Annotated in this window: 17 protein-coding genes; 11 read left to right on the top strand and 6 right to left on the bottom strand. The window is 65.7% G+C overall.

Features of this window, described 5'->3' with window-relative positions:
* Positions 1-9 precede the first annotated feature (9 nt).
* Together OWC43_RS00235 and OWC43_RS00240 are read right to left on the bottom strand one after the other, a co-directional pair.
* The gene (locus tag OWC43_RS00235; protein ID WP_393955257.1) at positions 10-1,209 is read right to left on the bottom strand and encodes a glycosyltransferase family 4 protein; all 1,200 of its coding nucleotides are present in this window, start codon (positions 1,207-1,209) and stop codon (positions 10-12) included.
* Positions 1,209-2,249, bottom strand: coding sequence for a glycosyltransferase family 4 protein (locus tag OWC43_RS00240; RefSeq protein WP_393958457.1), 1,041 nt, complete (start codon positions 2,247-2,249; stop codon positions 1,209-1,211). The genes OWC43_RS00235 and OWC43_RS00240 overlap by 1 nt, the downstream gene beginning before the upstream one ends.
* 57 nt (positions 2,250-2,306) lie before the next feature.
* Here OWC43_RS00240 and OWC43_RS00245 point away from each other — a divergent pair, with 57 nt between their 5' ends.
* Genes OWC43_RS00245 through OWC43_RS00270 form a run of 6 tightly spaced genes read left to right on the top strand, consistent with a single transcriptional unit; the run spans position 2,307 to position 9,180 of the window.
* Positions 2,307-4,361, top strand: coding sequence for an HAD-IIB family hydrolase (locus tag OWC43_RS00245; RefSeq protein ID WP_393955258.1), 2,055 nt, complete (start codon positions 2,307-2,309; stop codon positions 4,359-4,361).
* Entirely contained in the window at positions 4,351-5,241 is an 891-nt protein-coding gene (locus tag OWC43_RS00250; RefSeq protein WP_393955259.1) for a glycosyltransferase family 2 protein, read from the top strand. The genes OWC43_RS00245 and OWC43_RS00250 overlap by 11 nt, the downstream gene beginning before the upstream one ends.
* A gap of 9 nt (positions 5,242-5,250) precedes the next feature.
* Positions 5,251-6,399: a glycosyltransferase gene (locus tag OWC43_RS00255; RefSeq protein WP_137827290.1), complete on the top strand. Its 1,149-nt coding sequence runs from the start codon at positions 5,251-5,253 to the stop codon at positions 6,397-6,399.
* Between the two features lie 47 nt (positions 6,400-6,446).
* Entirely contained in the window at positions 6,447-7,394 is a 948-nt protein-coding gene (locus OWC43_RS00260; protein WP_393955260.1) for a glycosyltransferase family 2 protein, read from the top strand.
* A complete protein-coding gene (locus OWC43_RS00265) occupies positions 7,391-8,458 on the top strand; it encodes a glycosyltransferase (RefSeq protein WP_393955261.1) in 1,068 nt (355 codons plus the stop codon). The genes OWC43_RS00260 and OWC43_RS00265 overlap by 4 nt, the downstream gene beginning before the upstream one ends.
* A gap of 53 nt (positions 8,459-8,511) precedes the next feature.
* Entirely contained in the window at positions 8,512-9,180 is a 669-nt protein-coding gene (locus OWC43_RS00270) for a class I SAM-dependent methyltransferase (RefSeq protein ID WP_393955262.1), read from the top strand.
* A 184-nt stretch (positions 9,181-9,364) separates the two neighbouring features.
* Here OWC43_RS00270 and OWC43_RS00275 read toward each other — a convergent pair whose 3' ends face one another.
* The 3 genes from OWC43_RS00275 to OWC43_RS00285 form a co-directional block, all read right to left on the bottom strand.
* Positions 9,365-9,607, bottom strand: a complete 243-nt coding sequence (locus tag OWC43_RS00275) for a hypothetical protein (protein WP_393955263.1) — start codon at positions 9,605-9,607, stop codon at positions 9,365-9,367.
* Positions 9,608-9,789: 182 nt separating this feature from the next.
* The gene (locus OWC43_RS00280) at positions 9,790-10,113 is read right to left on the bottom strand and encodes a phage holin family protein (protein WP_393958458.1); all 324 of its coding nucleotides are present in this window, start codon (positions 10,111-10,113) and stop codon (positions 9,790-9,792) included.
* A 662-nt stretch (positions 10,114-10,775) separates the two neighbouring features.
* Positions 10,776-10,949 (bottom strand): hypothetical protein, encoded by a 174-nt coding sequence (locus OWC43_RS00285; RefSeq protein ID WP_171015364.1) that lies wholly within the window; start codon positions 10,947-10,949, stop codon positions 10,776-10,778.
* Between the two features lie 533 nt (positions 10,950-11,482).
* On the opposite strand from OWC43_RS00285, the gene OWC43_RS00290 reads away from it, so the two are divergent.
* Both OWC43_RS00290 and OWC43_RS00295 read left to right on the top strand, forming a co-directional pair.
* Entirely contained in the window at positions 11,483-12,658 is a 1,176-nt protein-coding gene (locus OWC43_RS00290) for a peptidoglycan-binding protein (RefSeq protein WP_393955264.1), read from the top strand.
* 694 nt (positions 12,659-13,352) lie between these two features.
* On the top strand, positions 13,353-15,257 hold the full coding sequence (locus OWC43_RS00295; RefSeq protein WP_393955265.1) for a PAS domain S-box protein: 1,905 nt from the start codon (positions 13,353-13,355) through the stop codon (positions 15,255-15,257).
* A 92-nt stretch (positions 15,258-15,349) separates the two neighbouring features.
* Here OWC43_RS00295 and OWC43_RS00300 read toward each other — a convergent pair whose 3' ends face one another.
* Entirely contained in the window at positions 15,350-16,051 is a 702-nt protein-coding gene (locus OWC43_RS00300) for a Crp/Fnr family transcriptional regulator (protein ID WP_393955266.1), read from the bottom strand.
* A gap of 303 nt (positions 16,052-16,354) precedes the next feature.
* Here OWC43_RS00300 and OWC43_RS00305 point away from each other — a divergent pair, with 303 nt between their 5' ends.
* The 3 genes from OWC43_RS00305 (at position 16,355) to OWC43_RS00315 (ending at position 18,837) form a co-directional block, all read left to right on the top strand.
* Complete coding sequence (locus tag OWC43_RS00305) at positions 16,355-16,591, top strand: DUF6894 family protein (RefSeq protein WP_393955267.1); 237 nt, start codon at positions 16,355-16,357, stop codon at positions 16,589-16,591.
* A gap of 454 nt (positions 16,592-17,045) precedes the next feature.
* Entirely contained in the window at positions 17,046-18,221 is a 1,176-nt protein-coding gene (locus OWC43_RS00310; protein WP_393955268.1) for a zinc-dependent alcohol dehydrogenase, read from the top strand.
* A 16-nt stretch (positions 18,222-18,237) separates the two neighbouring features.
* Positions 18,238-18,837, top strand: a complete 600-nt coding sequence (locus tag OWC43_RS00315; protein ID WP_137827306.1) for a hypothetical protein — start codon at positions 18,238-18,240, stop codon at positions 18,835-18,837.
* The last annotated feature ends 17 nt before the right edge of the window (positions 18,838-18,854 follow it).

Consider the following 18,854-nt stretch of genomic DNA (forward strand, 5'->3'; position numbering starts at 1 on the left):
CCCGTCAGCCTAGGACGAGCCGTTTCGCCTGCGTCGGGCCGCCGCGATCGCCGCTTCGTAGAGGGCCAGGGTTTCACGTCCGAGGCTCGCGCGATCGAAACTCCCGGCCGCCGCCAGGGCACGGGCGCGATAGGCACGCCGCAGCCCGGGATCGAGGAGAAGCGGACGCAGGGCATCGGCGAGCGCCGACCCTGCGGCGCGAGCGGCCAAGGGACCGGCTCCCGGCGCGCCGACGAAGGCGCGGGCGCTCGCATCCTCGGCACAGGCGATTACCGGCCGGCCATAGGCCATGGCCTCCTGATAGACGAGGCCGAAGCTCTCGTAGCGAGACGGTGCGAGCACCGCGTGGGATCGCGCATAGGCCGCGGCGAGCGCCGCCGCATCGACGCGGCCGCAGGCGCGGATGCGCTGGCGCGCCGCCGCGGATAGGTCTGCCGGCAGATCGCCGGGCGGCACTCCGACGAGATCGAGGTGAAAGGCCGGCAGGGCGCCTTGCGCCTGCTCCTCCGCCAGGATCGCGATGGCACCGAGCAGCAGGTCGAAGCCCTTGCGTGCCTCCGCTCGACCGACGAACAGCAGGCGCACCGGGGCGTCCTCATCCGGATAGGCAGCGGTGCGGGCGCTCTCGACGATCGCCGGCGGCAGGCTGAGACCGATCACGGCGGAGGGCTGTCGGCCGCTGAGCCCGTAGGCCCGGGCAATCACCGCTCCGTGCTCGGCGGTGTTGGCGATGAGACCGGCACTGCCCCGCGCCTGCCGACGCTCCAGGGCGTCGGCACTTCGTCCGTCCCATCGATTGCGCAGGGAAGAGGCCGGGCCGCGGGTGAGCCCGGCCGGCGTCGAGTTGCGCGTCACCAAAGCCAGATCGCGGCGCCTGGTGAGCAGCACGGCGGGGGCGTACCAGTTCGTCGCCTCGACCACGTCGAAGGGCGCTTCGGCGTGGGCGGACAGAACCGCCCGCCGGAACGCGAGCGGTGCCGCCAGATGCCCGACCGAGCCCCACCGGCGCAATCGCGCGAGCGTGCCACCGGGCGGCAGGGCGAGGCCTTCGACGGTGACGCCGCCGACCCGCTCACGCCCGCTCCGGTCGAGGGTGAAGACCGTCACCTCCTGACCGCCCTCGGCCAGACTTTCGGCGATCTCGCGGGCGGCCGTCGACAGCCCGCTCGGGTTCGGTGGATAGTCCCAGTTGAGCAGCGCGATGCGCATCAGGCGGCCAGCAGACGCTGATAGATGGCGAGATAGTCGCGGGCCATGCGCTCGGCGGTGAATCGCTCCTCGAAGCGGCGCCGCACCTGCCGGCGGTCGAGCTGCCCGATCCGCGTCAGGGCCTCTACGGCCTCGGTCTCCGACGTCACGACGAAGCCGGTGACGCCGTCCTCGACGATCTCCGGCACCGAACCGCGGTTCCAGGCGATCACCGGTGTACCGCAGGCCATCGCCTCGATCATCACGAGGCCGAACGGCTCCGGCCAGTCGATCGGGAAGAGGAGCGCTCGGGCCCCGCCCAACAACGCACCCTTCGCCGTGTCGTCGATCGGGCCGAGATAGGTGGCGTCCGGTCCGAGCAGAGGCTGAACCCTCTGCTCGAAATAATCCGGATTGCCGACATCGATCGTGCCGCCGAGGCGGATCGGAATGCCGGCGGCACGGGCGACGCGGATCGCGATGTCCGGCCGTTTCTGGTCGGTCATTCGCCCGACGAAGGCGACATGCCCGTCGGGCTCGCACCGAAGCGCATAGCGGTCCGCGGCAATGCCATGATGCACGATCCCAGCCCGGTTCGCCGGAGGAATGCCGGCCTCCTGCGCCGCCGAGATTGCCGCCACCGGGAGGTCGGGGAAGCCCGCGAAGAACAAGGCACGGTCGAGTTCGTCCACCCGCCAATGCACCGTGGTGAGGCTCCTCCGCCGACGCTCCCCGAGCAGCGCCGCATGCGCGAATTCGCCGTGGGCGTGCACGATGTCGAATTCGGGGAGCCGCAGACGCAGGGCTTCCAGTTGCAACGTGTCGAGTGCCGCCGGGACACCGGGAGCGACGCGGCCATAACGACGTTCCAAGGCATCGAGACTTGGATGATCGCCGATACGGGAGATTTCTGTCACGCTATCTGAGGATGCAAACAGCGTCACATCGACGCCGATGCCCCGCAAAGCCATCGAGAGATCGTGGACAATCCTTTCGGTACCGCCGTGATGCAGTGGGGGAACAGGAAAAATATTAGGTGCGACTTGAGCGACACGGAACAACAGCCTCACCTCATATGATGTGTACGGTGCCGCGCGATCCGATCCATAGAACCTCCTATGTTCGTTCTCCACGTCGCCTTACAGGGCTGCCTGCGCGGCAGCGACGTCGTCTACGGACTGACGGCGGATACCGGCGGCCATATCCGTTACCTGCTCGATCTCGTTACGGCCTCGGCCAAGGACGAAACCATCACGCGCATCGTCGTGGCGACGCGGCTCTTCCACGATTTGCCCGGTCCCGATTACGCCGTGCCCGAAGAGGCGATCGCCGACAAGGTCGCGCTCGTTAGGCTTGCGAGCGCGTCGCCGGGCTACCGGGTCAAGGAAGAGATGTACGGCGAGGTCGAGAGCTTTGCCGGGAACCTCATCGCCTGGATCGCCGCTCAGCCGTCGCCGCCCGACCTGATCCACGCCCATTACGCGGACGCCGCGGCGGTGGCCGGCCTCGTCGAGGACCGCCTCGGCATTCCCTTCGTGTTCACCGCCCATTCGCTCGGACGGGTCAAGCTGTCGACCCTCGGAGCCGACGCCGTACCGTCTCCGGATCTGACACGCCGGATCGCCACCGAAGAAGCCGCGCTCGCCCGCGCCGCCCTCGTCGTCGCCTCGTCACGCGACGAGGCGGAAGTGCAATATGCCGGCTACACGACCTACGATCCCGGCCGCGTACGCGTCCTGCCACCGGGCAGCGACTTGGCCCGGTTCGCGGCGAGCCGTCCCCACCCCAGGGTGGATGCGACCATCGACCGTTTCCTGCGCGAACCGCACAAGCCGGCGCTGCTCGCGCTCGCCCGGCCGGTGGCGCGGAAGAATCTCGCGGCCCTGGTCCGGGCCTACGGCGAATGTCCTGAGCTTCAGGCGCGCGCCAACCTCGTGATCGTGGCCGGCACCCGGGAGGATATCGACACGCTCGACGGCGACATGGCGGCCACCATGCGCGACCTCCTCGTGCTGATCGACCGCTACGACCTCTACGGGCGCGTCGCCTACCCGAAGACGCATCGCCCGGAGGACGTGCCGGCGATCTACGCCTATGCCCGCGAGCGCGGCGGCCTGTTCGTCAATCCCGCCCTCAACGAGCCGTTCGGCCTGACCTTGCTCGAGGCCTCCGCCGCGGGCCTGCCGCTCGTCGCCACCGATAGCGGCGGGCCCAACGACATCGTCGAGATCTGCGGCAACGGATTGCTGGTGGATCCCCGGGCCCCGACGACCATCGCAGCGGCCTGCCTGCACATCTTGTCCGATGCCGACTTCCGCTCCCGCTGCGTGTCGGGCGGATCGCGGGCGGCGGCGGCCTACGATTGGGAGCGGCACACGGCCCGCTACCATGCCCTGTTGCGCGGTCTGCTCACTCCCGAGCCACCGTTGGCCGCGCCCTTGCAATTGCTGGTGAGCGACATCGACAACACCTTGGTGGGCTGCGAGGCGGGACTGGGAATCTTTCGCCGCTGGCGCAGCCGCCAGGCCGGCTTGGCCTTCGGTGTCGCCACCGGTCGGTCGTTCCACAGTGCGATGGCGGTGCTGGAGCAGCAAGACAGCCCGCAGCCACAGGTGATGATCACCTCCGTCGGATCGGAAATCTATCACCTCGACGCCAACGGCGTGACCTACACCGCGGATGCCGCGTGGCGCACCGCCGTCTCGGCGGGCTGGGACCGGTCCGCCGTGAACGCGGCGCTCGCCGAGCTCGATGCGCTGGTGCCTCAGGGCCCTTTGGAGCAGCGGACGCATAAATTAAGCTTCTTCGGGGACGCGGTCACCGCCCGACGCGTGCGCGACCGCCTCGCTGCGGCGGGCCTGAGCGCGAACGTGATCCACTCCCACGGGCGCTACCTCGACGTCCTGCCCGCGGCGGCCTCCAAGGGCAGCGCCGTCGATCATGTCCGTGCGCTCTACGGCTTGCCGGAGCGGGCAGTCTTCGTGGCGGGCGATTCCGGCAACGATGTCGAGATGCTGCGCGCTCGAACCCAGGCGATCATCGTCGCCAATTATTCCGACGGGCTCGCGACCAACGCCGCGCTCGCCCATTCCTACGTCGCGCGCGCCTCGCATGCCCGCGGCATCATCGAGGGTGTCCTGCACTTCCGCCGATTGTCGGCCGATGCCTGTTGAAGCGTCGAGGGTCAGCGTCCTCACCCTGGTGCGCGGCCGGACCGATCGCCTACGCAACCTCATGCGGGGCCTGAGGCGGCAGAGCGTCCGCCCGGGGGAACTCGTCATCGCCTGGATGCAGCCGGACCCGGTCCGGGAGCTGCCCGATCCAGGCTGCCCCGTGCGCCACGTCGTGGTCCCGGGCGAACAGCTGCCCCTCGCCGCCGCCCGCAACCGGGCCGCCGAGGCCGCGACCGGCGATCTCCTCGTCTTCCTCGACGTCGATTGTATCCCCTCGACCGGCCTCGTTTCGGCTTACGCCGCAGCCGCGTCGGAGACGGTGGGCCTCTTCCTCGGCGAAGTCCTCTACCTGCCGCCGGACCGGCCCTCGGCGGACGCTGCCGACGACCGCCTCGCCGACGCGACGCTCGATCGACAGGCCTGCCGGCATCCGGCCCGCCCCACGATCCCAGACAACGGCATCCGGTACGAGCCCGATGCCGGCCAGCTTTGGGGCCTGTCCTTCGCCCTCGGGGCCGACGCATGGCGCTCGATCGGCGGGATGGACGAGGCCTTCGCCGGTTACGGCGGGGAGGAAACGGATTTCGCCGCGCGTTTGGCCGGGACCGGTCTGCCGACGTTCTGGATCGCCGGCGCCCGCGCCTATCACCAGCACCATCCGGTCCACGTGCCGCCGCTCCAGCATTTCGCGTCGATCCTCGCCAACGCGGAGCGGTTCCGCGCCCGGCACGGACGTTGGTGCATGGGCTACTGGCTCGGCCAGTTCGTGGAAGCCGGGCTCATCGCCTGGGACGAATCCGCCCCGGCGATCCGCCTCATCCGTTGCCCGACATCCTCCGAGCTCGCCGCTTCGCTGCGGCCCGACGCCCTGTTCTCCTGAAGGAAGCTCATGAAGAAGCCGATCGCGTTCTTCGTTCACCACCAGGGCCGGGGCCATGCCAACCGCACGATGGCCGTGGCGGCCGAGTTCGCCGCCGACCGCCCCGTCTCGGTGCTGACCGCCGGGCCGCAGCTCTTCGACGGGTTCTCCCGCGATATCGAGATCGTCGCCCTGCCCAACATGATCGGCGCCGCCGTGCCCACGCCGCGTCTCTACGCCGAGCCGACGCCGCAGGTGATGCATTGCGTGCCGCTGGGGCTGACCGCGATGCGCCGGACCATGCGGACCATCCTCGACCATCTCGACGAGCGCGGCATCGGCCTGTTCGTCGTCGACGTCTCGGCGGAGATCGCTCTGCTGTCACGGATCGCCAGTGTGCCCGCGGTGCAGATCAGGATGCATGGCGACCGATCCGATATCGGGCATCTCGGCGCCTACGAGGCCTGCGTCGGCATGCTCGCCCCCTTCGACGAACGGCTGGAGCAGGACGATTATCCGGACACCCTGCGCGCCAAGACGTTCTACAGCGGCGGTCTCTGCACCAGCCTCGACCGGGTGCGGACCCGCGCGGAGGCGCGGCAGAGACTCGGCCTCGACCCCGACCGCGAGATCATTGTCGCGGTGACCGGGGGCGGCGGCAGCGGGACGCCCTACGCCCCCCTGACCGTGGCGGCGCGGGCGGCGCCCGAGGCCTTGTGGCTGACTCTCGGACCGACCCACCGCGAGGGGCACGAGACGGATTTCGCCAATCTGCGGGAATGCGGCTGGGTCGCTTCGGTCACCGATTATCTCGCCGCCGCCGACATCGTCGTCGCCTCCGCCGGCGACAACACCGTGCACGAGGTCGCCCGCGTCGGGGGACGCCTGATCGTGATGCCCGAATGGCGCTATTTCGGCGAGCAGACCCGCAAGGCGGAGGCCCTCGTCCGATTGGGCGCCGCCGTGCAGGCCCCCGTCTGGCCCGGCGACCTGCAAGGCTGGCGCGATCTTCTCGACCGAGCCCGCGCTCTCGATGGGACCGCCCTGCGCAGCCTCTACGCGCCGGAGGCGGCGGCCCGCGCCGCCGGTTGGCTCGAAGGGCTCACCGACGAACTGTGGCGGGGCGCAGCGGACGGTGTGGCGGAGACCGCTCCGCTGCGCGTCGTCGCGACCGCCTGAGTGATCACACCCGTACCGTCCTCCTCGCAGCCGGAGCCCCTCTCGTGATGTCGACCGTATCCGTCGTGACCCTGGCTCGGGGTCGCCCGGGACATCTGCGCAACGTCCTGATCGGCCTCGAACGCCAGACGCAGCCGCCCGCCGAGTTCATCGTCGCGGTCATGCAGGATGCGCCCTACGATCTGCCGGAAACCTCGTTCCCGGTCCGTCAGATCCTCGTGCCGGGCGCCGAACTGCCCCTTGCCACCGCCCGCAACCGTGGCGTCGCGGCCGCAAGTGGCGAGACGATCGTGTTCCTCGATGTGGACTGCATTCCGTCGCCCGACCTCGTGGCCGATTACGCGCGGGGCTTGAGCGAGCTCGACGGATTGCTCATGGGCGAGGTGCTTCATCTGCCCGAGCACGCCACTTCGGGCGACTGGACCTGCGAGGGCTTCAACGGCATCGCCGAGAAGCATTCCGATCGCCGCGGACCACCCAAGACCGGCATCGAGATCTGCACCGATTACCGCTGCTTCTGGTCACTCAGCTTCGCCATGCGGCGCGCCACCTTTCTCGCGATCGGCGGCTTCGACGAGCGCTACCGGGGCTATGGCGGCGAGGACACCGATTTCGGCAAGATCCTGGACCGGCGCGGTATCCCGATCGCCTGGATCAAGGGTGCTTTGTCCTACCACCAGTATCACCGGCACCACATGCCGCCGGTCCATCATCTCGACAGCGTGGTCCGCAATGCGGAACTGTTCGAGACCAAGTGGGGCTACCGCACGATGGGCCACTGGCTCTACGCCTTCAAGATCATGGGCCTCATCGACGATACGCCCGACCGGCCGATCCGCATCTTACGACGGCCCGATGCCGACGACCTCGCCCTGACCGGGCAACAGGGGCATCAGCCCTACAACAACGCGGCGTCGGTCATCCGCCATCTGGAGGGGCAGGCGGGCGCGACGGGGCCTGCGGCCGGAACCGCCTCCGAACCGGTGACGGCGTGAGGATCGCCCTCCTCGCCCATCTCCGCCATCCGATCGCGCCGCCCTTCGCGGGGGGGCTCGAAGCCTATACCTGGCACCTCGCCGATGGCCTGACGGCCCGCGGCCACGAGATCGTTCTCTTCGCCGCCGGCGACAGCGACGGTCGCTTCACCATCGACCCGGTGATCCCCGTTCATCACGAATGCCGTTTCCCAGGGCTGGAGCATCGGGGCGATGCGGGGCTGAAGGCGCATGTCGATGCCGGCTATGCCGCCGCCTGCGATCGGATCGCCGCCGGCGGCTTCGATCTACTGCACAACAACAGCCTGAGCCGCCTCCCCCTGGAGCGCCGGCGCACCGCAGCGGTGCCAACGCTCACCTCCCTCCATGTCCCGCCCTACGATGCCCTGCGCTGGTTCGTGCAGGACAGCCTCGCCCCGAACCATCGGATCACCGCGACGTCGCAGGCTCACGCCCGCGCGTGGTGGCTGGAGGGTGCGCCGTCCGCCGTCTCGGTGCTCCATAACGGCGTCGATCCCGACGCCTGGCCTTTCCGGGAGGGGGGCGACGGCACCGCCGTGTGGTGCGGGCGCATCGCGGCGATCAAGGGGACGCATTTCGCCATCGCGGCAGCCCGTCGGGCGGGCCTCGCGCTGACCCTGTTCGGCCCGATCGAGGAGCCGGATTATTGGGACGCTCAGGTCGCCCCGCTTCTCGGCGGCGCGATCCGCTACGGCGGTCACCTCTCCGGTGCCGCGTTCGCGGCGGAGATCGGCCGCGCCTCGGTCTTCCTGTTCACACCCTGTTGGGACGAGCCGTTCGGGCTGGTGGCGGTCGAGGCAATGGCCTGCGGCCTCCCCGTAGCCGGATTCGATTCCGGAGCGGCCGCTGAGATTGTCGGCGAAGCCGGATGCCTCGTTCAGACCGGCGATGCCGCTGCACTCGCAACGGCAATCGGCGAGGCACTGACGATTCCCCGCAGCGTTCCCCGTGCCCGCGTCGAGCGTCTGTTCACCCGCGACCGGTGGCTCGACCGCTGCGAGGCGCTCTACGCGCTGCTCACCACCGCGAACGCGGTCTCCTGATCCCAACCCTCCGGGCCTGCCGGCCCAGACCTCACCCGAATCCGGGGTAAGCCATGACTCGACAGGACCTCCTCGCCGCGTTGTGGCATGGGCGCGACCCCTTCGCCGATCCGCCGGCACAGCTGCGACCCCTCGACCTTCAGGGATGGCGCAGCCACCATCCGTTCTTGGAGCAGGCGGTGGACGAGTTCCGTCCCGGTGTGATCGTCGAGGTCGGCACCTGGAAGGGCGCGAGTGCACTCCATTTTGCTCGCATGCTGGCGGATCGCGGAGTCCCCGGCACGGTGATCGCGGTCGACACGTGGCTCGGCGCCGTCGACCATTGGGCGGACGAGTCCCTGTTTGCCGAGCTCGCCACGGAGCACGGCTTCCCGAGCCTCTATCGAACCTTCCTGGCCAACGTCCTGCACGAGGGCCAAGCCGAGCGAATCCTGCCCCTGCCCCTCGATTCGGTGAACGCGGCCGAGCTGCTGCGCCTGCGCGGCGTCCGTGCCGACGTGATCCATCTCGATGCCGGCCACGAGGAGGCGTCGGTGGCCGCCGATCTGCGAGCCTGGTGGCCGGTGCTGCGGCCCGGCGGCCTGCTCATTGCCGACGATTACGATCGCCTCGGCGGCCGCTTCCCCGGCGTCACCCGCGCGGTCGACCAGTTCTGCGCCGAGTTCGACGTGAGAGGGCCGTGGCCGCTCGACGGCAAGTGCAAGTTCATGAAACGGGATTGAGGTGATTGCGCGCGCTGCCGGATAAAAGCCGTCCTACCTCTCTGCCGCGCAATTCATGTGACCCCTAGCGCGCCACGCAGTAGAAGAGGCAATCGAACCCTTTTGTCGAGAGGCTGACGGCGCAGCGCCGGTCCTGCCGAAGCTGTAACGACAGCCTTGTGTGATATTTTCAACTGGAAAACTGTCACCCCAGGCTCCGCCATAGCAAGACAATAATCGCGAAGCCGAGAATGTTGTAAGCGAGCGCCCAAGCAAGGAAGATACGCATCGCCCGGTTCGGCGGCGAGGGCCGGCGTTTGGTTGTTTCGGGCTTGTCGAGGCGGGGAAAGGCGTGCGCCTGCAGCGGGATCACCTGTGACGCCGGATCCGACAGGAACCGCGTCAGGCTCTCGGGCAGCGGACGGTGGGGCGAAGCATGATCGGCCATCGCGCCAGACTGCGTGGCGATCTTCGAAAGTGCAACGGCTGCACGATGCGGGACACCTCCTCTCCCTCCGCCCGATCGCTCTGCTCCCTCGTCGCGCCGCCGCGCCGATCGGTGCGGTCGTCATGGCCAACGGTACCTGAGCTAAGGCCCAGCGGTGTCAGGCGGGGGGCGGGGCCTGCACTTTACGAATGATCGGGTGTTTTTCCTCTCGGCACCTCTCGCAGACTCATTCTCCGAAGGCCGGCCCACATCAGAATTGCTGTTGCGATCAGGAAGGGCAGAGCCACGATCAGTGCGGCGATCGCATCGGATCCGACGAGAACCGCGACCGCATCCCGCACCGAGAGAAGCAGAAGGACGAGCGAGACGAGGATCAGCAGCACTGCTCCGCCGAACAGCAATGCGAGCATCGCGACGGCCCTCACGTTTCCGCGCATTTCGATCCGCGCCAACGCAAGCAGATCGGCCAACTGAGCACTCGCATCACGGGCGGCGGCTGCAATCAGCGAGGGGGTGCTGCGCGGGTCCGTGTCCGGTCGTACCGGGTGCGATGTAGGTTCGGTCACGGCAGCCTTCTTGGAGCATGAATGTCGGCGGGCAGTGCGGCGTCCTAACCAGCCGTCCGCACCGACACCGTATCTAGGAATGATCTCCACGCCGTCCGCCCCCAACCGACCGAAGTGTCACAGAGGCTTCAGCCGCAAGGCTCTGGACCGCTCGGCAGAGGATGTTCGACGGGCACGGCGAACACCGCTCCCTACACCACCCATTCCGCTGAATCGCCTTTGAGGTCGGACGCTGGGATGTGATGCTGTAGAACGGCGCGACGGATGAACGATGGATGAGGCAGCGCGGGCCAAAGCTATCAAGCCCGAAAACCGTGGGTGGTGTTCGCTTGATGAGCGGTTCCGGACCACATCGGCCAAACTTGTTCTTGCGGTGTTCGACCGTCTGTTGCGACCGGGATGACAACTGATTCGAATTGTCCGACGAGGCGCCATATTCGGGCCCGGCCGTGCCTTCGTCTAAGGAATCCCAAAATTATACAAAAACCAAATAGTGAAGCGATACTTATAGATAGAACTCACTGGATCAGAATAGAGGCGTTGGACTGCACGTCACGCTGCGCAACGCTGATCTATGTGCTGGAAGAAGGACAAGGCCCTGTTCAAAACTCGGAGTCGTAGTCGTCGGCAATGGGCGGAGCCTTCGGCTTCGCCGGCCAGGAATCGGCGATGGCACGCGGGGCGGCAGCCGTCCTCGGCGGATTCGAGAGCATCGTGAACCAGAAGGCGCCCGTGGCCAGGGCAAAAGCTGCCAGAAAGACATTGAGAGCACGCATCGGATTGCTCCTGCGTAGAATCACGTACCACCTGTCAGGATTACGAGCAGATGCGGGTGTGTCAATCTTCTCCGTTCACCATCGCACAGGAAGGGAAGCATGCCGCGATTGACCAGCGAGTCTCGGTGCCCCGCCTGCCGATCATGTGAATACGATTGATCGACACGAGACCAGTACGCAGGCGGACAATAAGGGAGGCGAAACGGTCTCGGAAGACCGCAACGACCTTGAAGTGTGAAGCGGCACCGTGTCGGTGACGGAACGGCTTTGTCGTGCTTCGCCCCGACGTTCGGTTCAATCGAGATGCCGAAGCGACTCTGCCGAGAGTGCATGGGTACCGAAGCGGTACAATCGCCAAAGCGGCCATTGCGAGGGTCGGTTGATCCCAAGCGATGCTGGGTGTCGAGCAGCGACGAAAAAGGCGGCGATTGGACAATGGGTCCGCTCACGCCGGGTGTCTCCTAGGGGTTCCTCCGTAGGAAACGGCGGTCGACAGGCCCGGTTCGCCTCCATGTCCATGGCAGGAGGTCTTCATGGCTTTGAAGCAAATCTTTCTCGTAAGTACGGTCCTTACAGCACTGGCAGGGGGCTACGCACAAGCGCAGCAATCGGCCGTTAGCAATCAGCGGACCACTCAAGACCAATCTGACGGACAAGGCACGCAGATCTTCGTCAGCTCGGCGGGCGTACGGCAGATTCAGCAGGCGCTGACGCAGAAGGGGTACAGCACCGGAACCGTCGATGGGCGCTGGAGCGCGCAGACCACATCCGCGGCGCGCAGCTTTCAGCAGGCGCAGAATATGGAGCCGACCGGGACGCTCACGATTCCGCTCGTCTACGGCCTGGGTCTCGAGAAGGACGTCGTTCTCGGCAATCGCGACGGACAGGACGCGGGCCAGGGAGCCGATCAGGGCACGAAGCGGGCCGACAACCAGCGTGTCGTCGTCGAACGCGCCGACAGCCGCGGCACGCCGCTCTACGTCAGCCCGGCCGGAATCCGGCAAATCCAGCAGGCTCTGAATCAGCAGGGCTGGAATACCGGACAGGTGGACGGGCGATGGGGGCCGGCGACCGTGCAGGCAGCGCGCAGCTACCAGCAGGTGCACGGTCTTGAGCCGACCGGACGGCTCGAAGTCGGCCTGATCGCCGCCCTGGGCCTGACCGATCCGATCTTCTCGTCCGGGCACGGCACCGGTCCACAGGCCGCCAATACGGCGCGGCCTCAGCCTTCGCAGGCGGCCGGCTCGGGCGGGGATCGGCAAGTCGACAATCAGCGCATTGCTATGGAGCGCGCCGACAGTCCCGGTGAGCCCCTCTGGATGAACGCCGATGGCGTGCGCCAGATTCAGCAGGTCCTCAACCAGCGAGGCTACGCCGCCGGCCATCTCGATGGCAATTGGAACAACGACACGACGATTGCTGCGACCCATTTCCAGCAAGCGCAGGGGCTGGAGCCGACCGGCACGCTCACCACGAATCTCCTCGCCTCCATCGGCATGCCCAATTGGCAGCGCGGTGAATTCATGGGCGGCATGACGGCCAACGCGAATGCGCCGGGAAATCCTAACCCGCAGACGACCGGCTCGACGTCAGCGTCTGGTACGAACTCGTCAGCCTCCGGCGGTACGAGGGACGGGCTCGCCGCACGGGACAACGCTCCCGCCGGGCGCGCCGGTGGTGAAGGGAAGAACGAGTCTGGCAACCGATAGCGCCCTGCTCGGGCGGCGAGTTCGCGACCAGCTTCGTCGATCGCCGAGCGGCATGCGTGCCGCCGGCTCTCGGCAGGAAGCGCGGTCTCGCCGCCCATCCTGTTGGATATGCGATCACCCTGCCGAATCTTCGGGTGGGGCCATCGACCAACCGTCGACCAGCAACCAGAAAAATTTCTAAGATCAACAATTGTCTATACTGGAGGCGTCATTTGTCAGGCACGTACAAATGACCATCGCGACCAGCGTCGCTTGTCTACATCGATATCGACCATTGAAATTTGGGTTTGATGATATAGTATTTAATCGATACCAATTCCTTATTGATTAAAATGTTTATCTCGGTGGCGCACGTTTGTATATTAGCCTGGCTAAGTGCGTATCATCTAACTCGTCCCGCGTCCTCTTATCGGTGCGGGGGTATGCTTTTCCAACAAAAATCAATGAATCGATCGAGCATGCCAAATGCCGAAGTGGTCAAGGCTATTACAGCCGCCATCGCGCAATGCGATTACGCATCATCGATCAACATACATGAAGGATATGACCTCACTTTGAGTTTAGCGCATTGACGCTCAAGGAAGAGATTGGCCACGTCTGGACAAGCCAGCTTGCCTGATCCGCGCATCGCTGGCCCCGTAGAATGGGCTCCTTCCACCACAACGGTCTCTGAACCTTGGAGTGGTCCATCCCGATGCAAGCCCGGAAGCGGATCAGCGTAGATACCGACGATTTCCTGACGGGTGGCGGCCAAGTGGCTCTCCGCATTCGAGAGCACGACTGGGACGCCACCCCACTCGGGCCCATCGAAGGCTGGCCCCTCGCCTTGCGGTACACGTTGAGCAGTATGCTCAATTCGGCCTTTCCGATGTATCTTGCCTGGGGGGGCAACCTCGTCAGCTTCTACAACGATGCCTACCGGCCCATCCTCGGCGCTAAGCCCGAGGCTTTGGGGCGTCCGTTCCCGGAGGTGTGGAGCGAGGCTTGGGATCAGATCGGGCCGTTGACCGATCGTGCGTTGCACGGGGAGGCAAGCTATCTCGAAGATTACACCGCCACGGTGAATCGCCACGGGGTCCGGGAGAAGAGCCATTGGACGTTCGCCTATTCCCCGGTCCGGGACGATGGTGGGCAGGTGCAGGGCGTGCTCTGCCATGTGCACGAGACGACCGAGCGGGTCAGCACGGAGGAGCGGTTCCTATCCGCCCTGCGGGAAATCGAGGCGCAACAAGCCCGGTTCGCTGCGCTGATCGAGCATCTTCCCTTCGGAGCCGGACTGTTCGGAGCCGATGGCCAGGCGGTGCTGACCAATCCGCTCTGTCGGCGGTTCCTGCCGGGCGGCAAGGCTCCCTCCGTCAGTCCCGAGCTGCGGCCGCAATGGACTGGTTTCGACACCGATGGCCGGATCCTCGAACCGAATGAATACCCGTTTGCGCGGGCGATCCGGGGCGAGGTCGTTCAGGGCACGAGCTTCCTGCACCGGACCGCCGAGGGGCATGCCTGTTGGATGCGCGTCAGCTCGATTCCGGTGCTGAAGAGCAATGGCGAGATCCAACAGGCCATCGTGGTGCTGCAAGATGTCGATCGGGAGCGGCGCGCCGAAGGGGCCCTGCGCGAGAGCGAGGAGCGCTTCCGGCGCTTCGCCGATCATTCGGCAAACGTGCTCTGGTTGGCCGATGTGGAAAGTCAGCGGCTCGATTATCTCAGTCCGGCTTTCGAGAGGATTTGGGGCATGGCCGTAGAGGACATGCCAGATATCGCCGCATGGCTGGCCAGCGTGCACCCGGATGATCGTGACGGCGCGGCACAGGCGTTGGAGCGGGTCGGTCGCGGTGAGACGCTGGTCGTGGAATATCGCATCCTGCGTGCCTCGGACCGGGCCGTACGCCGGATCCGGGACACCTTCTTCCCGATCCCAGCGGAGGATGGTCGCAGCCGCCAAGTGGGTGGGATCGCGCAAGACATCACGATGGACGCGGGTCTGCACGCCTACGTGGTCGCGACCGAGGATGAGGCCCGATTGAAACTCGCAGCTGCCCTCCAGGCCGCTGGATACGAGGTCCAGGGCTTCGACAGCGGTCGGGCCCTCCTGCAGATTGCCAATTCCCTGATGCCCGGCTGCGTCGTGCTCGACTTGGAAGAGCGCGGCGATTTCGTGATTGCGAAGGAGCTTCAGGCCTACCGCACGCACCTGCCGGTGGTGACGGTCGGCGCCAGCGCCGGCGATGTCGGCTTCGGAGTTCGCGCCATGAAGGCGGGAGCGGTCGATTTCCTCGAAGCGCCCTGGACCAATGACGCACTGATTTTTTCGGTAAAGACGGCGCTTGCGGATATCCGCGATACCGCCGATCGATCGCGGGCACGCGATGAATCTCGTGAGCGGGTCGCGACCCTGTCGGACCGCGAGCGCGCGGTGCTCGAAGGGTTGCTGGCGGGAGGCACCAACAAAACCATCGCTCGCACCCTGGGTATCAGCCCCCGTACGGTGGAGATCCATCGGGCTCGGCTGATGGAGGCGCTCGGCGCCCAAACCCTTCCCGAAGCGGTGCTCATCGCCACGGCCGCCGGTGTCCATCCCGCCGTGCAAGACGCACCGTAGAGGCGCGCTCGACCCCACTCGATCGAGCCCATCTCGCCAACGGATTGCGATTTCGCCGGGAGGGGCGGTAAGTCCGTGAAGGGACCAAGGATCTAGAGGTAACCGGCCTCGAACTCCGCAAGTTGGCGCAGCCGTCGCGGGGCGAGGATCCGGAGATGGCGGCCCTGCAACGCGATCATCCCGTCGCGCCGGAGGGTTTGCAGGACGCGGTTCATGTGGACGCTCGACAGCCCGAGAGCTTCGGCCAGATCCGCTTGGGTCAACGGCAGGTCGAACCGACCGTCGGAGGCTTGGCCGATCGATCCCAGGCGCTCCAGCAATTCGCACAGAAGATGAGCCGCGCGCTCGACACCCGAGCGGATGCCGATATTGGCGATCCATTCGCGCCCCGTTGCCTCTTCGGCGAGCCGTGCGCGTTGCAGGGCGAACGCGATCCGGGGATGGTTGTCGAGCAAATCGAGATAGGCCGCACGCGGGACCCGGGCGATCCGGCAATGGGTGAGCGTCTCGATGGCGTGGTCGAGAGGGTATCCGTGGAGAGCACCCCGGTCGCAGAGATCACCGGGGATGAGATAGGCCAGGATCTGGCGTCGGCCGGATGCGCGGCGCTTATGCCGGCCAACGAACCCTGCGAAGACGATGAGCGCATGGTCGGCCGCGCAATCCTGCTCGACGAGCACGACATGCCGCCCGACCGGGCGCGTGTAGACGGTCAATCCCGTAAGCGCCGACCGATCCTGCTCCGTGAGTGGGCCGAATGCGTCGAGCTTGCGTGACAGGGCACAACCGGACACGCTTCCATCCGGCGCCGGGGCTCGGTGCCACGGGATGCGATCGGTATCAGGCCTCTCGCGATTGAACTCGATGACGGGGATGCTCGGCTCCATAGGACTCCCTCCAGGATGCCGCTCAATTCAATTGTTCGGATCAACAAAGTACATCTGTCCAGTTCCTTAGGAATTTCCCCGGACACGCCAGTGCCCCTGCCTGCGATCGATGTATTGTGATTCTCGTAATGATCATAACCCAAGTTATTGCTCTTTTATCTGTTCGGATTTGTATCTGATGCCTATTTTTTGGGCAAGAAACCATAGAAAATGCCACGTTTTTACATAGACACAGTCAAGGGTTGCGAAGAAACGCGTGACGAAGACGGCGAGACGTATCGCGACATTGTCGAGGCTCGCCAAGCGACGATACTGGCCTTGCCTGGACTGTGCGACGGCGACCTTCCTGACGGCATCACCCAGCATTACCGGGCAATTCTGCGGGACGAATTCGGTAAAGTCTTGTATACGGCGGATCTGAATTTCTGCGGAAAATGGGAAATATAAATCTAATATTTGCGCATTAATATGGCAACTGGATTCCAAGCAAGTATGTACTGGGACTCACAAGGTGGCGGGTCAAGCGTTCCCCTATCGATTTCGTATTGGATGACTTGCGGCGCACGTTGCAGTTTGCCGACGTAAGGGCGGCACGAGTTGCCCCCCATCCGACAGCACCGGGCAAAGCCGCGGGGACCTGCGAGAGACGTGGTGCGCTGGGCAGGGCGATCCGGGCATGTCCTGAGGTCCGGCGCCGGTGCGCTGCCGACGCAGGATCGATTGCGTTCCGTCCGATGAGTGCCGCGTAGCGGAGGTCTCCTAGGGAATTGTCCGCGGGAACGCTGCGGAGATCGGGCCGGTTCGCCCCGTTGAAATCCCGACCACCATCCCGCGAGACTTCAGCTCCGATACATCCCTCGGATCTGGCTCTCGCACCTTCAGCCGATGGGAGAAGAAGGCGATGCGAGCCCTGGTTTGGCATGGGAAGGAAGACATCCGTTGCGACACCGTCACCGATCCGGAGATCGAAGACGGGCGCGACGTCATCGTCAAAGTGACGAGTTGCGCGATCTGCGGATCCGACCTGCATCTGTTCCACAACTTCATCCCAGCCATGCTGCCCGGCGACGTCTTGGGGCACGAAACTATGGGCGAAGTCGTCGAGACCGGCCGCAATCTCAACGGCAAGCTGAAGAAAGGTGATCGGGTCGTCGTGCCGTTCACGATCGTCTGCGGCGAGTGCGATCAGTGCAAGCGCGGCTACTACTCCGTCTGTCAAAAGAGCAATCGCAAGAAGCACCTCGCCGATAAGGTGTTCGGCCATACGACTGCGGGATTGTTCGGCTATTCTCACCTCACCGGGGGCTATCCGGGCGGCCAAGCCGAGTACCTGCGCGTGCCCTTCGCCGACACGACCGTCCAGAAGGTGCCGGAGGGTATTCCCGACGAAAAGCTCCTTTTCCTGTCCGACATCTTCCCGACCGGCTGGCAGGCGGCGGTGCAGGCCGACATTCACCCCACCGACACCGTGGCGATCTGGGGCTGCGGGCCCGTCGGACAGATGACGATCCGCTCGGCGATCCTTCTGGGCGCCGAGCAGGTCGTGGCCATCGACAATATCCCGGAGCGCCTGGAGATGGCGGAGGCCGGAGGTGCCATCACGATCAATTTCGACGACGAGAATGTCGTCGAGCGGCTCAATGAACTGACCGGCGGCGAGGGTCCCGAGAAGTGTATCGACTGCATCGGCATGGAAAGCCACGTCACGCTATCCATGCCGGATACGGTCTATGATCGAACCAAGCAGCTTCTGCTCGCCGAGAGTGACCGGCCGCACGTCTTGCGCGAGATGATCTATGTGTGCCGTCCGGGCGGCCTGATCTCGATACCGGGCGTTTACGGGGGCTTGGTCGACAAGATCCCGATGGGCGCGGCGATGAACAAGGGCCTGACCTTCCGTATGGGTCAGACGCACGTGCAACGCTGGACGCCCGACCTCCTCCGCCGGATCGAGGAGGAGCAGATCGATCCCTCCTTCGTCATCACCCACGAGGTCCCGCTCGACCGGGGACCGGAGATGTATCGAACGTTCCGCGACAAGCAGGACAGCTGCATCAAAGTCGTTCTCAAACCCTGACCCATCGAGAGAGATCATGACGAACATCTCAAGCCTCACGAGCCTCTCGAACATCACACGGTCCGAGGGCGATCCGAAGGTTCTACGGTCCGGACCGAGTTCGCGAGGCGTGCCGGACAGCCTTGCCAAGGGTCTCGGCTGGTTCAGCCTGGCCCTGGGCCTCACTGAACTTCTCGCGCCGCGCAGCATCACGCGTCCGCTCGGAATGGAGGGCAAGGAGGCCTTGGTGCGCGTCTACGGCGTTCGCGAAATCGGCAGCGGCATCCTCTCGCTGTCGGTCGACAAGAATCTCGGTCTGTGGAGCCGCGTCGCCGGGGACGGGATCGATATCGCGACCGTGATGACGGCGTTGCGGCACGACAACCCGAAGCGCGACAACGTCGTCGTCGCCCTCGCCCTTCTCCTCGGCATCACGGCGGTCGATCTCATCGACGCCAAAGCCCATTCGGCGCGGCACAGCCGCGATGTCGGTCGAAAGCGATCCTACCGGAATCGAAGCGGCTTCCCACGCGGCGTCCAGGCGTCCCGTGGTGCCGCGCGAGATTTCAAGACACCCGATGATCTCCGGCATGCCCCGCACCTTGCTAAGGTTTCGCCGAGAACGTCCGCCGCCTGACACAGCGGTTTTCGCAG

The sequence above is a fragment of the Methylorubrum sp. POS3 genome (assembly GCF_043352485.1).
Classification (GTDB): Bacteria; Pseudomonadota; Alphaproteobacteria; order Rhizobiales; family Beijerinckiaceae; genus Methylobacterium; species Methylobacterium suomiense.